Below are 18,693 nucleotides of genomic sequence, written 5' to 3' on the forward strand. Positions count from 1 at the left end.
CCGGCGTCACATGCCCGGCTCGTAGTCCGAGCCGCTGCGGTTCTTTGGTACAGGGTCGCTGTGGTCCAGCCCGGCATTCACTTCCACGCCGCGCTCTTTCATCTCGCTGATCATGTACTCATAGCCGACCATGAAGTGGGCCAGGTCGTAGCCTGGGTCAGCCTCCTTGATCCTTGAGGTCAACTCGACGATCTCGAGCTTCACCGGGTCGGGCGTCTCGTCGGTGTCCCAACCGTTCGAGCTGGCTTCCAGTTTGTTCAGGTGGAAGGCCTGGCTGAAGGCCTTGCCTTCCACCGTGATTTCCTTGGACAGTTTTTCATACAGGTTCCGGCCACCCAGGCCTTCTTCCAGCTTGCCGTCGATCACCCGCAGGAACTCCAGGTGGGCTTCCGGCGTGGCGGTGATTTCTTTCCAGTTGCTGTACTCGGTCATTCCATTCTCCTTGCGTGGATGATTACGTGCGCCTTCATGGCTCCCTCTGGGAATCGGCTGAGCTGGGGGCTGTCTCAAGGGGTGAAGTCATCGCCCTGTGAAGGGCCCGAAGGCTTGCCGCGAACCAGGCTGACGATGCCTTGCACCATTTCCTTCAGGCGTTCGCCAATACGCTGCATCACTTCCCTCAGGCGCTCCAGATGCGACTGCGTTTCGCCCGCGAAAGCCGGCATGCTGCCCGCATTGCGGTGCATGCTCTCGCTGGAGCTTTCCAGCCGGTTCTTCAGCTTGTCGTAGTGCGGGTTGTCCTGGGTTTCCGGGTTCAGCAATTCTTCCTGGGCGCGCCCGTACTGGCGGGCCCAGCCGGTGAGGGCCTTGTCCATGGCTTTTTTGCTGTTCTGGGCGTCGGGGGACTCACCTACGGCCTGGACGAAGCTTTCGTGCAGGTCGGTGTATTCGCCGTCGGGTTTCATCTTCTCGATCACTTCGGGAACGCTCAGGCCGGTTTGCTCGGCGCGGGTTTCGATCTGCTCGCGCACCTGAGGCAGGCTCCCAGCGTTCCAGAAGGCCGAGTGGGCTTTTTCGTAGTTGGTCGCGGCCTTTTCAACCTGATCTACCCGGTACTCGGAAAGGCGCGGCAACACCTGCACGCGTCCGGTCATTTCTTCGGCCGAGCCGGGCTCAACCGCCGCGCTGTGTTTTTCCGCAGTGGCCGATTGCGCTGAGGGCACCTGTGCATCCTGAACTTGCCCATCCCCACGCAGGGCAGAGGCCAGGGCACTCGCGCCCTTGCCGATACCTTGCATGGCGGCGCCGGTGAGCGAGGCTACGCCCCCCACCAGTTGGGCGCCGCCCCTGAGCAATGATTCGGCACCGTTGGCGTCCCGCGGGTGCTGTGGCTCCTGTTCTGCCGGTTCTGCGGGTTTCGGTGGCTCTGCAGCGTTGCTCGCGTTGTCGAGAAGGGCTGCGTTGATGCGGCGTACTTCATCAGGGTCGAGGGACGATCCTTTGGGTTTCACCTCCCCGGCAACCTTCATGATGGCGTCAAATACGCTTGGGTCGATATCTGGCGCGGCGCCTGGCGACGGCCTGGCGTTTGTTTGCTGGCCGCTATTGTGGGCCTGCAGGGCAGCCGTATCGATCGAATGCACGCTCCAGCGACCTTGTGTCGACTGTTCGCTGCCGGCTTCGGCGCCACCTTGGTAATCCAGTTGCACGGGTTTGCCGACGGCGGGTGCGGTTTCGCGCATGGCCTGTTCAAGGCCTGCCCCCCAAAGGGTCTGTGGACCGGCAGGTGTTTGCAGGGTTACGTAGTAGCTACCCTGCTTGGCAGGGTCGTTTTGATAGGGTGCTGCGCCATGATGGACCAGGATGCCTGCATAACTCCGCCCTGGCTGGGCTGTTTGCCCGGCAGCAGAATCAGCGAAGGCTTGATCAGGCTTATCGAGTTCTTTGGGTTCCATCTGTGTTTACCTTTCGTGGGCGCCGCGTTATTCAATGGATCTGGAAACAGCTCCTCTCTGGGCTCGCTGCTGGGCCCTGTCGGTCTGCATCCGTTGACCTGCCAATTTCTGCGACGCGTAAACGGCAAGCAATGCTTCAACTTTTTCCTTCTTGCGATAAATCGCTTCCGACAAATAATTACCGACACCGACCGCCCGGTTGTAGTCGACCCACAGGGCTCGGCTGGAAACATGGGTGATACTGTTGTTCCACTCGGCATCGCTGAAGCGCCGGCTGGCTTCAGTCGCCAGCATTTCTGAAACCGACATGGTGTCGTAGCCACCGATCGGAGCGGTGGGCAAGGCACCATAGCCATCAGCGTCGGACAAGTACATCGCAGGCGTCTTGCCATCCGCTTCGGCCAGCGCTGCATCGGCGTTGGCTGCTGCCACCTGGACAGGCTCAGCCGTGGAGTCTGGCGCAACCCCGCCCGAAGGTACATTACCGAAAAGGATCTGGTGCTGCGCCTTGGTGTCTTTGCCGAGGATTGGGTAATGCTCGGGGTGACCATCCTGGATGGCGTAAGTTTGGCAGAAATAGGGGGCCGGGTCAGTCTTCCAGCCAATGCCAGCCTGCGGGCTGACCACGGCGGAAGGCAACTGCGCCGGGTTGAATGGCCCTCGGTGAGCATTTTCCCTGAACGCCTTGGCCCTGGCCTCGTCTTTTTTCGTGGTGCCATAGGTGAAGTGCAAGTGCTTCACCATGGACGTACTGGGGGTGTTGCCTGACAGGCCCAGCTGCTGCCCCGGCTTGACCGTGACGCCTTGCTTGATGCCGTTGGCGAAGCCGCTAAGGTGGTAGTAGGCGACGATATCGCCATTGGCCCGCTGAATCAGTATCGCATTACCCGCAGACCTTCGAGAGCCGGCGAAGGTGATCTTGCCCTCGGTGGTGGCATACACCGGTTGCGATGTACCGCTGGTGGAAAAGTCCAGGCCATCGTGCATGTGCGCCTTCTGGTTGGCCGAACCATGGTTGGCCGCGCCGCCACCCCGGAACTTGCCGAAACGACCGGAAACAATTTCCTTGTCGGTGGGGGACACCATGCAGGTGTCCGCAATGGCGCCGTGGGCACACGCCAGCAGGCTCAGGCCGGCGAGGCCGCGCAAGATCGTTCTGTTCATCCCTTGCGCTCCGTCACTGCACGCTCTGCTGTACGTTCTGCCTGGCGGCATTTTCCGCTGCCCGGGTGGTCTGGGTTTGCGCACCCGCGGCAGTTACCGACATGGACACCAGCGAAGCGAGTTGGGCCTCCATGCTTTCGTACTGGCGATATTGTTTTTCCAGTATGGCCAGGTCCAGCGCCTTGATCTTCAAGATCTCGATCAGCGCACCTCGCTCGTTCTGTGCGGCCATGACCCGGGCCCAGCTGTCATATTGAGGCGTATTGCCCGAATAGCGTTTGACCTCGTTGCGAAAGTGCACGGCCAGTGGCAGGTCGGTGCCTGTTTCCGTGCCTTCCACGCCGGAATAGTCGAGCTGGATTGCTTTCAGGCTGGCCAGTGCTGGCGACACCAGCGCATCCTTGCGGGCCTTGGAAAGCGCGTAATCTTCGGTGGCTGCGGATTTGCCTGCCGATGCTGGCACCGGTCCGTCCGGCAGGCCGGCTACGTTATTGACGAACCCGACTTTCGCCTGGTACAGCGGTTCGTTTTCCATGACGGGTTCGAACAGGGTGGCCACGGTCAGGTCGGCGCCCGGCAGCGAGCCGACCGATTCGCACAAGCCTGAATCTGCCTGGTCCTGGGTGCAGAACTGCTTGCGCGCCTTGACCAGTGCAGCCTGGGCGCTGATGGGCTCGGCGTAGGTGCCTGGTGCAGCCACGATCTCGGACTTGACCCGCTGGCGCACTTCGGTGCCCATGTCGGCATCGCGGGCACTGATCAGCGTTCGTGTCGCATAGACCGAGCAAGGCGAAAAGCCTTGGCCGAATTCGCCACCGTAGTCGAAGCGTGACTGCTTGACCCGCTGGGTCTGGGCCAGCACCTTCAGCCCCGTCGCCGTTTGCTGGGCAGCATTGTGCCCAGCTTCCGCTATCTGGTTTGCCGCCAGGGCTTTCTGCTTGGTCAGGATCGCGATGGCCGAGGTCAGGCGCTGGCTCTCGGTTTCAAGCAGGGCCGACAGCGAAGCATCTACCCCGGACACCAGGCCGTTGAGTGTTTGGGTGGCCGCAGTGAATGCCGGCGCTACGGTATTTTCCTGATACTGGGGTGGGCAATAGGCCCAAGCCAGCGTAGAGGTCAGCACAAGCGAAGCACCCAGCGAGACCTTCCATTTGCGCGCTTCACGCGCTGCGTCGAAATCCTTTTTCATGGGCACCTCACTGTACCGACTGCGCTGCTGTTTCAGACAACACTTTCTGGTAGCGCGCTTCCAAAGGGGCGTCCAGGCCGTCAGAGGAGGCGATTACCAGCGTTGCCAGGTTAGCGAGCAGCCGTTGGTTCTGCTCGTACTGCTGCTGATGAATCCAGACTTCGAGGCCACCCATCTTGGCAGCCTCCACCAGCAACCCGCGTTGGGTCTGGCGGGCCAGGTTGCCCGACCATTGCTGCGCTTCCTTGCCACCGAAGTACTGGTTCACGCGCAGCTTGAGCACTTCATTGGGGGACTTGCCGCCGAACTCCGTGCTGCGGGTGTTGGCGGCATTGATCATCGACAGGCTGTAGGCCGGTACAGACAACATCGAGTCCTTGCGGTTTTTCTGCACCATGTAGGTTTCGCCGGCGGGCGTAGCGCCAGCGGCCTTGACCAAGGCTTCGTCCGGGGGACCGATCACGTGCTGGATGTAGGCGGTACGCGCTTCGGTGGCCAGCGAGTCAGCATCCGCGGCTTCGAACAGCAGGGCGGCGTTGGTGTCGCCACCGGGTAGCGTACTGAGCGTGCACAGCCCGGCGTCTGCCTCTGCGGCGGTACAGAACTTGTCGCGGTGCTCTTGCAGGCGTTGCTGCATCGCCTTGCCTGTGGAAGCCACCAGGCGACCTGGAGAGGCATCCAGCTCACCGACAGCTGCCTTGGCCTTGGCTGCCATGCTGGTGAATGCGATGTCCATCGACTTGTTCTTGATCACGGTGCCGCAAGGGTCGAAACCTTGGCCGGTGGCTGCGTTGAAGTCGAGGTAGGCCTTGGTCGCGGCCGCGTTCTGTTGCTGCGCGCGGCTGGCATTGATCAGTTGCTCGGCGGTTTGCCTGCTGTTGTCCGCGACCACACTCGCTGACAGTGCTTCCTGCTTGGTGGCTACGGCCACGGCCGAGATGATCTGCTCGAACTTTATGGTCATCTGGTTACCGAAGGTCGTGCCGAACGTGGTGATGTTGGTGCCCACGGATGCTGACAGCGCGCTGATCTGCGCAGCGGTCCACATCTCGGCAGGGCCGAAACCGTAAAGCGCCCCGTAGGAAACACCCGAGAGCATTGTCGAACCCACGACAATGCTGGCTAGCTTGAGCCGAAAATTCATATCACTGCCCTGTGAGCATTGGCACGCGACGGTCCGTCACCTGCCCTACGAGAGAGTTGGCAGCCATCGCGGTCATGGCCGAGGCGGCGAGTTGCTGCGACTGGGCAGCATTGCAGGCGACCGTGGTGCAGTCGATGTATGCTTCCGCACGTTGATCCGTGATCATGGCGGTATACGCATACGCTGCGGTCTCGCCTTCCGGGGCGAGGGTCATTTCGCTGAACGGCCCGGCGTAGTCCACATCCCAGCCCTGCATGCCGTTGGCGTTGAGCGTGCACATGCCCTGCCTGGCTTCGGACACGCTGCAGTAGTTGTCGCGGTGCATGGCCAGGGTCTCACGGTCGGCCACTGCCCTAGAGCCCACCCGTTGCGAGGAATAGGTTGCCATCAGCCGCGCTGCGTCCTTGTCACGCTGTGACACCGCTTCGACCATCAGCTTGCCCTGCTGCTGGGCAATGCACTTGCTGGTGACCGGTTGCCCCACCGCGGAGTCGAACGAGGTCACGGCCGCCATCGCCCGGTCGGACATCTCGATGGCGCCAACTGCGTTGGCAAGCTGCTTTTTCGAATCGTTGTCCATTTGCGAGATCACGTTGGCGGACAACGCGGTCTGCTTGACGGTCACCGACCAGGCACTCATCTCGCTCTGCATGGTGCTGATGAATGTCAGCACCGAAGCCCAGGTCAGTGCTTGGGCCGGAAGCGCCGTAGCGCCCAGGCCTAGGCCAACGGCCAGAACTGCCGCGACTTTCTTCATCTCCAGCCCCCTTAGTTGAACAGGCCTGCAGCCGAGCCGGACGACCCGCTGGCTGACCCGGACGACGAACGGCTGGTATTGCTCGAAGTTCTCGAAGATGAGGTGCTCGCTGCGGGCGCCACGGTGCGGGTGGTGGCTGCACTGCTGGTGGTGGTGCCAGTACCGTTACCAGTGCTGGCGCCGCCGCCGAAGTCAGTCTGGACGTAGTTGAACGGGTTGACGTCGACGGTGTAGGTGGCCTCGTAGCCGGCGGGTGTGCTGTGGTAACTGCTACCCAGTTCCGGGTCGAGTGTACTCATGCCCTTGCTGACCAAGCCATTGGTCAGCCCGTTCAGGTCCGCCAGTGAAGTGCCGCTGCTGACCTTGCCGATCGCCTGGTTGATGGGACTGGTGACCATCGAAGAAACCTGCTGTATCGCCGTACAGACCTTCTTCTGCGCGTATTTCAATACCGCTTGCTGGGCTGCCGCGAAAATGGAGCCCAGGCTCGGGATCGAGCCGGAGAGATCGAACAGGCTGCCCAGGCCCCCAAAGCAATCCGCGGTGGCGCTGAATAGCGACTCGACATTGGGCGTTGCGGCAGCCAGTTCAGTATGGATTCTCAACGCGTCGTTGATGGAGGCACCGATCGTCCCCTGCTTGGTGCCGTCGGCGCAGTCCTGCGCATCGGCCTTGATGGCCTCGGCCACCACGGAGCTTTGCTCCGAGAGCAGCGTACTCGACGAGGAGCCCAGGCTGCTGGTGGCGGCGAATGCCGGCCCGGCCAGCAATAGCCAGGCACCCAGCACACCACCCATCACCGCGCGCTTGCCCACAGATTTGCCCACCGCCACAGCGACAGGGTTCAGTCGTCCGTCATACATCTGCGTAACTCTCCATGATCTGTGAAATCTCGCGCAGCCGCTCGGCAGAGAAAATCTCGCTGAGCAGGTGAGCTTTGCTGAAGGCATCCAGCCGGCGGCGAAATACCGTGAGGTCAGCGAGTTGCGACAGGTCGCCAGCCAGCAGCGGCGCCAGCGCACCGCTAAACGCGTCGTTGTGTTGCGCGACATAACGAGTTAGGTACATGCAGCGCGAAGAGGTGAGGTGGGCCAGCAACTCGGCAAATGCCTGTGGAACCTGATGCAGGACGCGTGCATAGGCCCGGACGAACGACTGCAGCTCCTGCATCAGCAACTGGATCTCGAACTGATGCGTCGAGGCATCCTCTTCGAAGTCCACCGTCCAGCGGTCCAGGCGGTCCATGCTCACCAGAAACTTCACCAGCTGGGCATTGCGCGACGATTTCGCGAAATGACCAAGGACGCCGTGTGCCGTGAGGTCCAGCGAGTCGATGGGCGGTATGTGCGCACCGGCGGTTGTGTATTCGTCCATTCCCTGCACTCGGTTAAAGCATACTGAAATACGCTAAACTGCATCCTTTTTTTAATTCTGTATCAAAAATGCTGGCGTATCAACTTTTTGACACGTGAATTACAAGAGCGCAATGTTGGCAAATAGCCACTGCGCAGCAGGTGGTTCGCGCCTGATCATTCAATTGGATGCCTTGATTGGCGTGGCTTGCGCAGTGGGATGGTGGCCGCTGATAGGCCACAGACCTTGCTCATTCGGGAGCGGCTCGCGGCGCGTAACCAGCGGCTGGTGCGCAGGGTTTACGTGAGGTGGGAGAAGGGAGGCCTCGGTCAGGAGGAGGGGGGGGCTGACCCTACGGCGTGATCGCCAGCCTCAGAGACTCTGCATGATTCGGCATTTGGGAAATGCCGGGCAGCCCCAGAATTGCTGGCCTGCCTTGTTGCCCGACTGCGAATGAATTTGCTGCCTTGGGTGGCGTTGGCCGGCATTGCGGTCTTGAACGACCGAGATGAACGCATGATCAATCTGAGTGGTGCCGTTTGGGGGTACCAGAGTGGTGTTGTGCAGTCTGCGATAGACCTGCTCGTCCAGCTTCAGCCAGACGAAGTAGCGCACCAGCAGCTCGCCAAGATACCCCTTGGTCGCTGCGGACTTTACCGAAATTGACGTGATAGCACGATGGAATTGCTCAGCATCGAAAATAAATGAGGTGATTTCTCATTCTCGTTCGGCCTGTGGATAAGGCCGGAATACAGGCCAGTTGCCGACCCTCCACGGAGCTAGAGAATGAGTTCGACACCGGTACCACAGCGCCATCCATTGAATCGTGCCTTGCACGCAGCAATTCTGGGTTTGGTAGTGAGCAGCTATGCATTGCCGTCGCTGGCGCAAACCTCGGGCGCTGATCAGAACACCCAGATGCAGCAGTGGAATATCCCTGGCGGCCCATTGGCGCCGGCGCTGGACCGCTTTGCCCGTCAGGCAGGGATCAGCCTATCCTTCGATGCGCAGAGCGTGGCAAATCGCACGACCCAAGGCGTGCAGGGCAGCCTGGCGCCATCGGCAGCACTGTCGACGCTGTTGCAGGGTACCGACTTGCAGGTCGAGCAGCAGGGCCCGAACGCCTACCTGGTCATCCCCCAGGCAAAGCCTGCCGGCCCGCTGGAGCTGGGCGCGACCGAGGACTACCGCCTGGCGCCTGTCATCATCAATGCCAAGGTCAAGGCCAGCGCCGACGATGACGCCAACTCGGTGGTTGCCAAGGAGCTGTGGGTTGGGGGCAAGGTGGCGACCAGCATCCTCAACACGCCCGCGTCCGTGTCTGTGGTGACCAACAAGGAAATGCAGCAGCGCAGCGTCAGCACCACCGAAGAGGCGCTGCAGTACACCCCCGGCGTGGTCAGCGACTACTACGGTTCGGACGACCGCAACGACTACTTCCTGATCCGCGGCTTCCAGGCCACCACCTACCGAGACGGCCTGACCCTCAGCTCGATGCGCGGTGTGCGCGAAGACCCTTACGCCTACGAGCGTATCGAAATTCTGCGGGGTGCCAACTCCACCCTGTTCGGCCCGGCAGACCCGGGTGGCTCGGTCAACTTCGTGACCAAGCAACCACGCTTCGAGAAGTTTGGCCAAGGCTACGTCACCTATGGCTCCTATGACCATGCCGAAACCGGGATCGATGTAGGCGATGCGCTGAACGACGAACAAACCCTGGCCGGCCGCTTCACGGCCAAGATGCAGAACAGCGACCGCGAGTACGACCATTCGCAGGACGATAACCGCTTCGTGATGGGCGGCCTGACCTGGGCGCCGACCGACTTCACCTCGGCCACGGTGGTGCTGGATTACCTGAAGACCAACAGCTCGCCGAACAGCGGTGGCTACCCACTGGACAAGGAGTACGACCGCAGCGACTTCTACGGCGAGCCCGGCTACAACTTCCACGATGTCGAGCGCACCAGCCTGAGCGGCAACATTACCCACGACTTCGACAACGGCTTCACCCTGCGCAGCAACCTGCGCTACAGCGAGCTGACCGATGACTTTGGCTACGCCTACCTGAGCGACAACGCCTCGCGTGTTGGCACCACCATTCCACGCTACGTCTTCGGCACCGACAGCGATGCCGACCAGCTCAATGGCAACCTGATGCTGCAGTACGATGCCCAGTTCGAGCACATCGACAGCAGCACGCTGGTGGGCGTCGAGTACCTCGACTCGACGACCAAACAGAGCTCGGTCTACGGCCTGGCGCCTTCCATCGACATCGCCAACCCGGTATTCACCGGCGTGCCCGGCGGCATCACGCCCTATACCCGCAAAAAGAATGACGCCACCACCAAGGCGGTTTTCCTGCAGCAGAACCTGTCGTTCTTTGACCGCGTCATCGCGACCGCAGGCGTGCGCAATGACTCGATGGACCTGTCGAGCAAGGAATACATCGGTGGCGAGCAGACGGAAAAGGACAACTTCTCCGAAACCTCCTACCGCGCGGCACTGACCTATATCGTCAACGATGAAGTGTCGACCTACGTGAGCATGGTGGAGTCCGTCTCGCCCCCGCAAGTTGGCGTTACCCCGCAGACCGGCAAGCAATACGAAGTGGGCATCAAGTACTCGCCCATGGGCATGGACGCACTCTTCTCCGCCGCTGTTTACGACCTGACCCAGGAGAACGTCACCATTGCCGTGGTGTTGCCAAGCGGCATCATCGAGCAGCAGACGGTGGGCGAGTCACGCGTGCGTGGCCTTGACCTGGAAGCCAAGGCACAAGTCACGCAAGACATCAGCGTGATTGGTGCTTACTCCTACATGGAGTCCGAGGTGCTACGCGGGTCGCTGTATGACGGCTCTTCCTTGAAGGGCAATGAATTCACCACTGCGCCCAAACACACCGCATCGCTGTGGAGCTACTACGACATACCTGGCACTGACGTGAGCGTCGGCCTGGGCGCGCGGTATGTGGGGGCGTACTACATGGATGCTGCCAATACCAAGAAGAGCGATGGGACCACGTTGTTTGATGCGGCGCTGAACTACAAGATCGCCAAAGGGACCGACCTGGCGCTGAATGTGAGCAACCTGTTTGACGAGCAGCATGTGGTGGGGTCGGGGACGGCGAATTACTACAACCCGGGGCGTGAGGTGACGGCGAAGGTGAGTTATAGCTGGTAAGGCGGGTAGGGGGCACGGGCTTCGGCGTTGTTCGCGAGTAAGTTTGCCCCCACAGTTGTGCCAAATCTGAGGGGCAACTTGCCTTGCTCAAAGTCTGAAAGTTTGCGCGATCACTGTGGGAGCGGGCGTGCCCGCGAACACCGGCACAGCCGGTGCCAAACACCGGGTCGCGTTCTTTGCGGGAAGGCCAGCTCCCAAGGTTCGTCCCGGGTGAGGCTTTCAGGGGCTAGCGTGTAATGCCTCGTTTGGGATCATCCAGCATCAGCAGAATAATCATCGGAGCCAGCTTGCCGAGCAGGTTGGCGCAGCCCCGCTGCTTATCTCGGTTGACACTGCGAAGAGCTAAGTGTCAGTACTTCATCAACCACGGCTGCAGTTCCTGGAGGTTGCTTACCACCAGTTGCTGAGCCTCGGGCAGTATCGCCATGTTGCGGTGGTCGATCTGATACCGCTGCAACACATATTTCACCAACGCCCTGCGGCTGGGTACTACCAATTGCCCATCCGTCATGCCGAAGTCCGTTTCGATGATTGCCTTCTGCGCCGCGTTCAACCGCCCATCAGGCTCGAAGATGACGGGCACTTCCACATTCCAGTCTTCATCCTGCTCACGCGTGTTTGGCGATGCGTCGAGCAAGTCCGGCTGCCCGCGCAAGCGGCTCAGCACGAAGTCGCGGTACTGGCCGTTCTTTTCGCAGTAAGCCCGTACGTGCCAGCGCATGCCGGTGTACACCAGCGTGTGCGGGGCGATCAGGCGTACGTCGACGTTGGGGGTGTTGAAGGACACGTATTCGGTTTCCAGGCGCAGGCCTTCACGGCAGGCCTTGAGCAAGGGGCGCAGCACCTCTGGCCGAATTGGGCGATCGGGTACTTCCAGCACACGGGTGTGTGCATAGGCCAGTGCCAGCCCGTCGATGTGCGGGGCGCGCTCATTGTTCTGGTACAGCAGGTGCAGATAGGCGCTGGCGCTGTTGTCGATGAACCGTGGCTCGAACTGCTCGCTCGGTACATAGCCCTTTATCTGCTTGTCATACGTCAAGTTTTCGGGCGCATGCTCGGTGATGTAGGTATTGATGTCCTTCGAAGCCTGCTGGCGGCTGATGCCAAAGCTCTGCATCAGGTGCCCCGTGGTCAGCCGGCCTTCCCACCAGGCAACGGTCTCGATCAAACGATAGCGAAGTGCCAGGTCCCAGCGTACCTGCTCGATGGATTGCTTGCGTTTCATACCCTCTCCATGTGCGCGATTACTTTACCTGTATAAGTCTACATTCTAGACGTGTAGTTTTTCATTACATAACTTTGGCTCGCCTTCGGAATGCATCGGAGGCATCAAAGGACATGAACATGACGATGCCGGAAGTGATTGCGACGGGGGCCTTGGTGGCAATGGGGATCATCCTGCTGGTGCTGATCCAGCAAGGGTTGAAGCTGGGGGAGCTTGGCAAGAAGGTGGAGCACTGCCAGCGGGATTTGCGTTGGCTGCAAATTTGGGAGATGGAAAACCGCGAGCTGCGGTCAGCGTTGCGGGCGGAGCGAGAGCATGTTGCACAGTTGCAGCGCAAGGTGGTCATTTTGCAGGACATGGCTGTGACACAAGGCCGTTAAGGGAGGCTTTTGAATAGGCCGCTGCTTGGGCAGGTGCAGTGCTGAATGCCTACGGAACGGTTTAAAACCGATTTCACCTGGCCCGGTGGAGACTTACAATCAAATGATGGCATTATGCCTCATCAGCCATGCGGCTTCTTGAGCGCTAAGGGCTGCTGCAGCCCTGCGCGGGGCACGGACCTTTAGCGGCGAAGCCAGTATCGGGTCGTGTGAGACCCTGCGCCAGGCGCCACGTTGACCGCCTTGATACCCATGCTTCGCTTTTGCGGGCAGTTGGCAAACCATTTTACGAACGGAATCCGGCATGACCACTGAAGTAGTAGAAAGCAGCTCGTCGTTGATGAAGATGGTGGAAGCCATCGCCATTAGTCCCCAAGATGCGCGGGAGCTGGTCGCCCAGTACCAGGCGCAGGCGCGCAAGGCCTCGCCGTCTGCCTCGGAGCAGAAAATCGAGGACACGGTGGTCGACAAGATTATCAGCCGCTACTCAAAATTGGCCGCCACCTCTGGTGCTGCCACTGCACTGCCGGGTGTTATCCCGGGTATCGGAACTGCGGTGAGTGCTGTGGGCGGCGGGCTGGCGGACATTTCGGTGTGCATGAAGCTTCAGATTGATATGACGATGTGCCTGGCGGTGGCGATCAACGGGAAGATGTCCAATGAGGACGCCAAGCACATGTCGTACATCATCGCCCTCTATGGTTCGCTGGAGCAGATGGGGACTACGGGAACGACCCGAATCGCCAGCAAAGCCGGGGTGCGGATGGTCAAGAAGTACCTCACGGGTCCGGTTTTGCAAGTGATCAAGGATTTGTTCAAGAAGATCGGGATTACGTTCACCCAGAAGGCTGCCGCTAAAGTAATTCCTTTTGGGATTGGGGTTGTAGTGGGTGGCACGGCGAATTATGCGCTGACGAAATATGTGGGGAAGACTGCTCGGGATACGTTTCGGCTGAGCCTTAAAGAAGAGGGCGTTATGGAGTGAGGGTTGGGGTTTGGGTAAACGGTTAGAGGCGTGCTGGTCGGGGGGGGGGCTGGCTAAAGGCTGGGTGTCGGCTTGTGTAGTATTTTTTGGTGTCTAGTGCCGGGGGGCATTTAAATTAAATAAGCAGCCTGTTTATCCATATGAGAAATATCGATTTGCTGCTTAAGATGGAATACCAGTTGGAATGCTCAAGGCGACACTTACATCATATGTCGAGTGTCTGTTGGGGCGATTTTTGCCAAAGGTCTGATTTTTTGTTGTCTGCAACCGGGTGATACGCATCCCTTGCGGTGGCCGGCCATAAATTCGTAGCTTCGCCAGCCGCTCGGCGGAGTTGACTCTGTAGCCCTCGCGCGCGTTGGCAGCACTGCAATTGGATAGCATTTGCTGAGCTGTTTACCATTGATCGAGAGCCTCTGAAACCTAGCGCAAGGTGCTTTCAGAAGGCCTCCAAAGGAATTTCTGGGCTCAGCGTTGGCCGAGCGTACCTCAGCGAGCATCCCAATGAGGAAGCTTAGCAAGCTAAATGCTGGCAGTTTGTTCTGCCTGCTGGCATGCTCTGGGCCGCGCATCAATAGTGGTAACCGTGCCAAGGAGTGTGATCGTGGGTCCGGAGAGCAAAGCGAAAGCAGTGCAACTGCATGTGTTAACAAAATATGGTGTATTGGCGGATTTTTCCGAACTGGAAGATGCCGCACTTGATCGTGCACTCAAAGCGAAACTGCAACCAGCGGTTGCTTATGATCTCACTTTTGCCGCTTGGTGCGATAAATTGATAGGTCAGGGTAGGCGCGTGCCGGTGGCTCGCTTCGATGCGCCGGTCCCAGGGCAAACCAAAGTCTCGAAACTCGCTGCGGGTTATGAACTCTCCATGAGTATGAAGGCGCGTGACAAGCAGCTTCAGGCTAGGCTCAAAGCTGCCCAGCTAGAAGTCGTACAGCTGCGGACTGAGCTAGAGGAGCTTCGGGAGGCTAGGGCGAGTGCTCCGTTGGTGGGTTCTGGAGTCGAGTTTGACACTGACGAGGATGATCTAGACGTCGCTGCAGCATCCAGAGTCGAAGCGCAATCCCTAGTAAGGTCCCTAGGTGGAGAGTATTGGGAGAGACTAAGGGGCTGGGCTATTGATAAAGACCTTATTTCTACCCAAGAGGATGGAGTTTTAAAGGCCTGCTCATCTATTTCTGATCGCTTACCATCCGGAGAGCAATGTGAACTGATCCTCATGATATTAAAAAGATGTAGAGGCTTAGGGTATCTTGATAGAGATGAGCCCCTCCGAATAAAAATAAATACTTTGATGCGCGAGCATTGATTGACAGATGCGTTTTCGATAGGTGTCTCACTGTCGGAAATGTTTTGTTCCGTTGTGTAGTGATGATTTTTGAAGGTGTTTTAGGGGCGCGGAAATTAGTACTTCACACGGGAGTGTAGTGCCAGCTAGATACTCCCGTGTCAGCTTAGTTGATAAGGCTAGCTAGGTTGGCTGATTGGGTTCTTTGAGGTCCCTTCCTTCTGTTTTTTTGAGTTTCTCCTTGGCCGCCAATATGCGGTCCTTCATGATTCGTGCAACCGCCTCGAAAACAGGGACGGCGACAGAGTTTCCGAATTGACGGTAAGCTTGAGTGTCGGAAACCGGAATGACGAAGTTGCTTTCTCCTGGCTTATCGAAACCCATCAAGCGAGCACACTCTTGGGGAGTTAACCGGCGCGGCCTGTTCATCTGATTCAGCGCACTGTCAAATTCAAGATTGTATGAAAAACCACGATCGACAAGGATTTCGGAGCCGTCCTTGTGGTAACGAGCAGATAATGTGCGCGCTACATCATTGGGGCCGGTTAGGCCGAAACCGAAACCATTGCCCTTTTCCTTATGCTTTTGGGCATATCTGTAGAGGTAGTCCCAGAGCTTAGGTGTAAGGATATATTTACTGTCAACGTCCTTGTCCAACAGCTCACCAAACGAGGGTCTTGTCGCTGGCTGGTACTTGGATATGTCCTTTAGAGTGAAGCCGTGATGGACATCAAGATCACGACGAAAACCTACTAAAACAATTCGCTCCCGATGCTGAGGTAAGAATTTTGAAGCATCAATCACTTTAGGGTCAGCCCCTTTGGACGCATCAACATCAGCTACCTCATAACCGAGCTCATCCAGCGTCTCACAAATGATCCTGAATGTCTTACCTTTGTCATGGCTCTTGAGGTTCTTGACGTTCTCGAGGAGGAAGGCTGCAGGACGCTTGGCCGCAATTATTCGTGCAACATCGAAGAAGAGTGTACCTTGAGTTTCACACTCAAATCCATGCTTTCGACCCAGCGAGTTTTTTTTAGATACTCCCGCTAGGGAAAATGGTTGACAAGGAAAACCAGCCAAAAGCACATCATGGTCTGGTATTTCAGCATTAATATTACGGTATGCCTCTGCCTCGCTGATCTCCGGTTGGTCAGAGAGTGTTACAGATCTAATGTCGAGGTTGAAACGATGGCGAGAAGGGTCGCAGTAGTGGTTGGCTTTGTAGGTCCTAACCGCATACTTATTCCACTCTGAGGTGAACAAGCATTCGCCGCCGATTTCCTCGAAGCCCTTGCGAATACCACCAATGCCCGCGAATAAATCGATGAAGGTAAAGGAGCGCTCTCCTTCAATTTTTTGGGGTAGCAGCCCGCTCAGGCGCGCGTGCTCAACGTACGATAGCTTGGGCGAAGCTTTACCCTTGTGCCAGCGGTTGATGGTCTCGCGACACCAATGCCCAGGGCTGGCTTCATTGAGTATTTCCGCCAAGAATCCTTGATCATAGATCTCAAGAAGCTGCTGCAGGAGGGCCAAATCATTACCGGCATGACTGGAAGAAGGGATCTCCTCTGTGCCAAGCACGTCGGGGTGAGGAGGCTGTTGTCTTTCCGCGAAATTCATAGGGGCTCTGCTGGGTCAGATCTGTGACGAAGTATCACTATTCTATCCCTTTGTTCCTCAATGTGAAGAAATTTTGGGAGAATCGTCCGGAGCTATGATCTGCGCCGGTTTCCAGTTATGTGTGCATACGTACAGTATTCGGCGTGTTGGCTATGGTGCCAACAGGGTCTTCCATTCTGGTCTGGTACGCGTTGGTAGCCTGATCTCCCGGAACGGCTTCCTGAACCTTCCCGTACAATAGGCACCGAAAGCAGATATCTATGCATACATGGTACTGACATGGACACGGTGGATACGGCTACTCGCTCGAAAATGATGTCTGCCATACGTGGTAAGGACACCGGACCGGAAATGATCGTGAGGCGATTCCTGCACGGACGTGGTTACAGGTACCGTGTTCATCGTAAGGATCTTCCCGGTAACCCGGACATCGTTATTCCTCGCTTGAAGGTCTGCATTTTTGTCCACGGGTGCTTCTGGCACCGCCATCCGTACTGTCCTTATGCAACCACACCTAAGACAAGGCCCGATTTCTGGAGCGAGAAATTTCGCAAGAACGTGGCTAGGGATCTGGTCAACATCGGCGCTCTTGAAGCTGGGGGCTGGCATGTCCTGATTATCTGGGAGTGTGAGCTGAAGAAAGGTCACGACGCACTGGACTGCTTGGAGCACAAGCTCCGGCTGCTGTCTCTTGGTTAAATCTCACGCATCGTTCCGACGCCAGCCTTAACGTGGCCTAGGTGAAATATTCATAAAAAGGTCAGAGAGTGGGTTGGCCTGCGATGGCAGAGTGCAATTATACTGGGGCGAATTGTCGTCTCGAGCGTAGGCTGAGGCGCAACGAATAGATGGTATAGGCCCGCCAAAAAGGAATCGATGTGAACGATTTGATAAACGAGCCCGATGCACCCCGACTGATTTTCGGGCTGAGGGATACAGGCTACAACGTCAGAACTGCCGCCGCAGATATCATCGACAATTCCATTGCAGCGAAGGCAGACAATATCAATGTCGAGATCACTCTGCGGCAAAACGGCCGGAAGCTGGTCTACTTTGGTGACAATGGCGAAGGGATGGATGCGCAGGGTATTCATAGGGCGATGCGTTATGGTGCACCCGAGCGTGAGAACCTCGAAAGCCTCGGTAAGTTCGGACTTGGCCTGAAGACTGCGTCCAGTTCTGTTTGCCTTAAATATACGCTGATTTCTCGCAAGGGCCCGGACCAAGAACTGGCAAAGCTTGCATGGGATCTTGATTACGTTGCACAACAAAAAAAGTGGGAAATGCTCAAGGAGCCGGTCACTCCAGACGAACAGGAGAGGTTCGAAGAGCTGTGCGGAGATAAGGGAACTCTTTTGATCTGGGAGAAGTGCGACAGGATCCTGACGAAAGAGTATGAGCCGGGCTCGGCAAAGGAACAGGCTGCAATCAAACGTTTAGCTGAAGGCTTGGTTAAGCACCTATCGCTTGTGTACCACCGATTCTTGGATACGACGGACGATCGGGAACGCGATGTCTCGATTTTCGTTAACCAGATTCCAGTCGAGCCATGGAACCCTTTCTACCCTGCCCGATCAGAGCAGGTCCTTGCTGAAAAGAAACAAAAGCTCCTGGTAGAGATGCCCGACGGGTCTGAAGAGATCGCGAACATTCGAGCATGGATCCTGCCCCATCGCAGTGACATGTCAAAAGATGAAGAAAAAGCTTATGCGCGTATCTCCAACCGTGCGCAAGGTTTCTACGTCTATCGTGAAGGTCGTCTGATTCAGGACGGAAGCTGGATGGAAGTCTTTGGCGCACCTGAGCCGCACACCTCACTTCTCCGGATTGAGTTTGATTTCGGTCACGAGCTTGACGATGCTTTCCGGATCGATGTGAAGAAGTCGCGGATTCTTTTCCATCCGGATCTAGAAGATGGTTTGCGTGAGCTGCTGCAGCCGATCTATCGAGAAGCAGGAAAGCGTGCAAGAAGGCAGACTCGTGAGCAGACAAATGTTCATCAGATTGACCACACCAGCGCAAACAAGAACATTGCGGATACGGGTAGTGCCAGCAAGGCTCAGGTGACATCTGTCGACCCTGAAACCCAGTCTGCGGTCATCTCAAACAACATGGGGCCGAAAATCAAACTCAAGCTTGCCGTCCAGAGCAACGTGAGTGCAGAGACCGTGTTTGTCGATGCTGTTGAAGACATAAATACCGGTGAACTCTGGCAGCCTGCCTTGCGAAGTGCGGGTGATAGCGGCCATATGCCCGCAGTGCTGCTTAACAAGCATCATGATTTTTACCAAAAGATCTATAAACGTGCCGCTGCCAACGGCTTCGCAGTGGAAGGTATGGATTTGCTTCTCTGGGCGTTTGCCGCTGCAGAGCAAAACAATACAAACGAAGAGCTAGAGCCAATTTTCGAGGATATCCGTAGTGAGATCTCTAATAACTTACGGAAGCTGCTGCGCAATGTCGCCGATCCCGACCCCGCGGATCTGCTGACTGAGGAAGAAGACTGA

Annotated in this window: 16 protein-coding genes and 1 pseudogene; 6 read left to right on the forward strand and 11 right to left on the reverse strand. The window is 57.6% G+C overall.

Translation table 11 applies throughout. The annotated features are described in order from the left end of the window. Positions 1–6 precede the first annotated feature (6 nt). The 9 genes and pseudogenes from V7787_RS21290 to V7787_RS53110 form a co-directional block, all read right to left on the reverse strand. Positions 7–432: a hypothetical protein gene (locus tag V7787_RS21290; protein ID WP_014592441.1), complete on the reverse strand. Its 426-nt coding sequence runs from the start codon at positions 430–432 to the stop codon at positions 7–9. A gap of 74 nt (positions 433–506) precedes the next feature. Next, entirely contained in the window at positions 507–1,895 is a 1,389-nt protein-coding gene (locus V7787_RS21295; RefSeq protein WP_014592440.1) for a hypothetical protein, read from the reverse strand. A 27-nt stretch (positions 1,896–1,922) separates the two neighbouring features. Next, positions 1,923–3,059 carry a M23 family metallopeptidase gene (locus tag V7787_RS21300; RefSeq protein WP_104887029.1) on the reverse strand — a complete coding sequence of 379 codons (1,137 nt, stop codon included), beginning with the start codon at positions 3,057–3,059 and terminating at the stop codon, positions 1,923–1,925. Between the two features lie 13 nt (positions 3,060–3,072). After that, positions 3,073–4,248, reverse strand: a complete 1,176-nt coding sequence (locus V7787_RS21305; protein WP_014592438.1) for a hypothetical protein — start codon at positions 4,246–4,248, stop codon at positions 3,073–3,075. 7 nt (positions 4,249–4,255) lie between these two features. Beyond that, positions 4,256–5,392, reverse strand: a complete 1,137-nt coding sequence (locus V7787_RS21310; RefSeq protein WP_135199345.1) for a hypothetical protein — start codon at positions 5,390–5,392, stop codon at positions 4,256–4,258. Position 5,393: 1 nt separating this feature from the next. After that, a complete protein-coding gene (locus V7787_RS21315; protein ID WP_014592436.1) occupies positions 5,394–6,149 on the reverse strand; it encodes a hypothetical protein in 756 nt (251 codons plus the stop codon). A gap of 11 nt (positions 6,150–6,160) precedes the next feature. Next, positions 6,161–7,012 carry a hypothetical protein gene (locus V7787_RS21320; protein WP_064490865.1) on the reverse strand — a complete coding sequence of 284 codons (852 nt, stop codon included), beginning with the start codon at positions 7,010–7,012 and terminating at the stop codon, positions 6,161–6,163. Next, a complete protein-coding gene (locus V7787_RS21325) occupies positions 7,005–7,523 on the reverse strand; it encodes a type IVB secretion system protein IcmW (protein ID WP_064490866.1) in 519 nt (172 codons plus the stop codon). Before V7787_RS21325 ends, V7787_RS21320 begins: the two co-directional genes overlap by 8 nt. A gap of 483 nt (positions 7,524–8,006) precedes the next feature. Further along, positions 8,007–8,159: pseudogene (locus V7787_RS53110) on the reverse strand (nuclease-related domain-containing protein); the annotation flags it as partial. Between the two features lie 129 nt (positions 8,160–8,288). Here V7787_RS53110 and V7787_RS21335 point away from each other — a divergent pair. Then, entirely contained in the window at positions 8,289–10,682 is a 2,394-nt protein-coding gene (locus V7787_RS21335) for a TonB-dependent siderophore receptor (protein ID WP_064490868.1), read from the forward strand. 349 nt (positions 10,683–11,031) lie between these two features. Here the strand turns inward: V7787_RS21335 and V7787_RS21340 are convergent, their stop codons facing one another. Continuing rightward, on the reverse strand, positions 11,032–11,907 hold the full coding sequence (locus V7787_RS21340; protein WP_336089523.1) for a WYL domain-containing protein: 876 nt from the start codon (positions 11,905–11,907) through the stop codon (positions 11,032–11,034). A gap of 119 nt (positions 11,908–12,026) precedes the next feature. Between V7787_RS21340 and V7787_RS21345 the strand changes: the two genes are divergently transcribed. The 3 genes from V7787_RS21345 (at position 12,027) to V7787_RS21355 (ending at position 14,584) form a co-directional block, all read left to right on the forward strand. After that, positions 12,027–12,287 (forward strand): hypothetical protein, encoded by a 261-nt coding sequence (locus tag V7787_RS21345; protein ID WP_070096287.1) that lies wholly within the window; start codon positions 12,027–12,029, stop codon positions 12,285–12,287. 304 nt (positions 12,288–12,591) lie between these two features. Beyond that, entirely contained in the window at positions 12,592–13,272 is a 681-nt protein-coding gene (locus V7787_RS21350) for an EcsC family protein (protein ID WP_003249877.1), read from the forward strand. 604 nt (positions 13,273–13,876) lie between these two features. Further along, positions 13,877–14,584 (forward strand): hypothetical protein, encoded by a 708-nt coding sequence (locus V7787_RS21355; protein WP_198747851.1) that lies wholly within the window; start codon positions 13,877–13,879, stop codon positions 14,582–14,584. 162 nt (positions 14,585–14,746) lie between these two features. Here V7787_RS21355 and dcm read toward each other — a convergent pair whose 3' ends face one another. After that, positions 14,747–16,186: a DNA (cytosine-5-)-methyltransferase gene (gene dcm / locus V7787_RS21360; RefSeq protein WP_198747852.1), complete on the reverse strand. Its 1,440-nt coding sequence runs from the start codon at positions 16,184–16,186 to the stop codon at positions 14,747–14,749. 279 nt (positions 16,187–16,465) lie between these two features. Between dcm and V7787_RS21365 the strand changes: the two genes are divergently transcribed. Together V7787_RS21365 and V7787_RS21370 are read left to right on the forward strand one after the other, a co-directional pair. Beyond that, positions 16,466–16,885: a very short patch repair endonuclease gene (locus V7787_RS21365; RefSeq protein WP_108191947.1), complete on the forward strand. Its 420-nt coding sequence runs from the start codon at positions 16,466–16,468 to the stop codon at positions 16,883–16,885. Between the two features lie 179 nt (positions 16,886–17,064). After that, complete coding sequence (locus V7787_RS21370; protein WP_198747853.1) at positions 17,065–18,693, forward strand: ATP-binding protein; 1,629 nt, start codon at positions 17,065–17,067, stop codon at positions 18,691–18,693.

Source organism: Pseudomonas sp. CGJS7, assembly GCF_036961695.1.

Coding starts and splice junctions, on each gene's coding strand:
- V7787_RS21320 (WP_064490865.1), bottom strand. CDS start 7,012: ATGTATGACGGACGACTGAACCCTGTCGCTGTGGCGGTGGGCAAATCT.
- V7787_RS21295 (WP_014592440.1), bottom strand. CDS start 1,895: ATGGAACCCAAAGAACTCGATAAGCCTGATCAAGCCTTCGCTGATTCT.
- V7787_RS21315 (WP_014592436.1), bottom strand. CDS start 6,149: ATGAAGAAAGTCGCGGCAGTTCTGGCCGTTGGCCTAGGCCTGGGCGCT.
- V7787_RS21290 (WP_014592441.1), bottom strand. CDS start 432: ATGACCGAGTACAGCAACTGGAAAGAAATCACCGCCACGCCGGAAGCC.
- dcm (WP_198747852.1), bottom strand. CDS start 16,186: ATGAATTTCGCGGAAAGACAACAGCCTCCTCACCCCGACGTGCTTGGC.
- V7787_RS21305 (WP_014592438.1), bottom strand. CDS start 4,248: ATGAAAAAGGATTTCGACGCAGCGCGTGAAGCGCGCAAATGGAAGGTC.
- V7787_RS21340 (WP_336089523.1), bottom strand. CDS start 11,907: ATGAAACGCAAGCAATCCATCGAGCAGGTACGCTGGGACCTGGCACTT.
- V7787_RS21300 (WP_104887029.1), bottom strand. CDS start 3,059: ATGAACAGAACGATCTTGCGCGGCCTCGCCGGCCTGAGCCTGCTGGCG.
- V7787_RS21325 (WP_064490866.1), bottom strand. CDS start 7,523: ATGGACGAATACACAACCGCCGGTGCGCACATACCGCCCATCGACTCG.
- V7787_RS21335 (WP_064490868.1), top strand. CDS start 8,289: ATGAGTTCGACACCGGTACCACAGCGCCATCCATTGAATCGTGCCTTG.
- V7787_RS21310 (WP_135199345.1), bottom strand. CDS start 5,392: ATGAATTTTCGGCTCAAGCTAGCCAGCATTGTCGTGGGTTCGACAATG.
- V7787_RS21350 (WP_003249877.1), top strand. CDS start 12,592: ATGACCACTGAAGTAGTAGAAAGCAGCTCGTCGTTGATGAAGATGGTG.
- V7787_RS21365 (WP_108191947.1), top strand. CDS start 16,466: ATGGACACGGTGGATACGGCTACTCGCTCGAAAATGATGTCTGCCATA.
- V7787_RS21345 (WP_070096287.1), top strand. CDS start 12,027: ATGACGATGCCGGAAGTGATTGCGACGGGGGCCTTGGTGGCAATGGGG.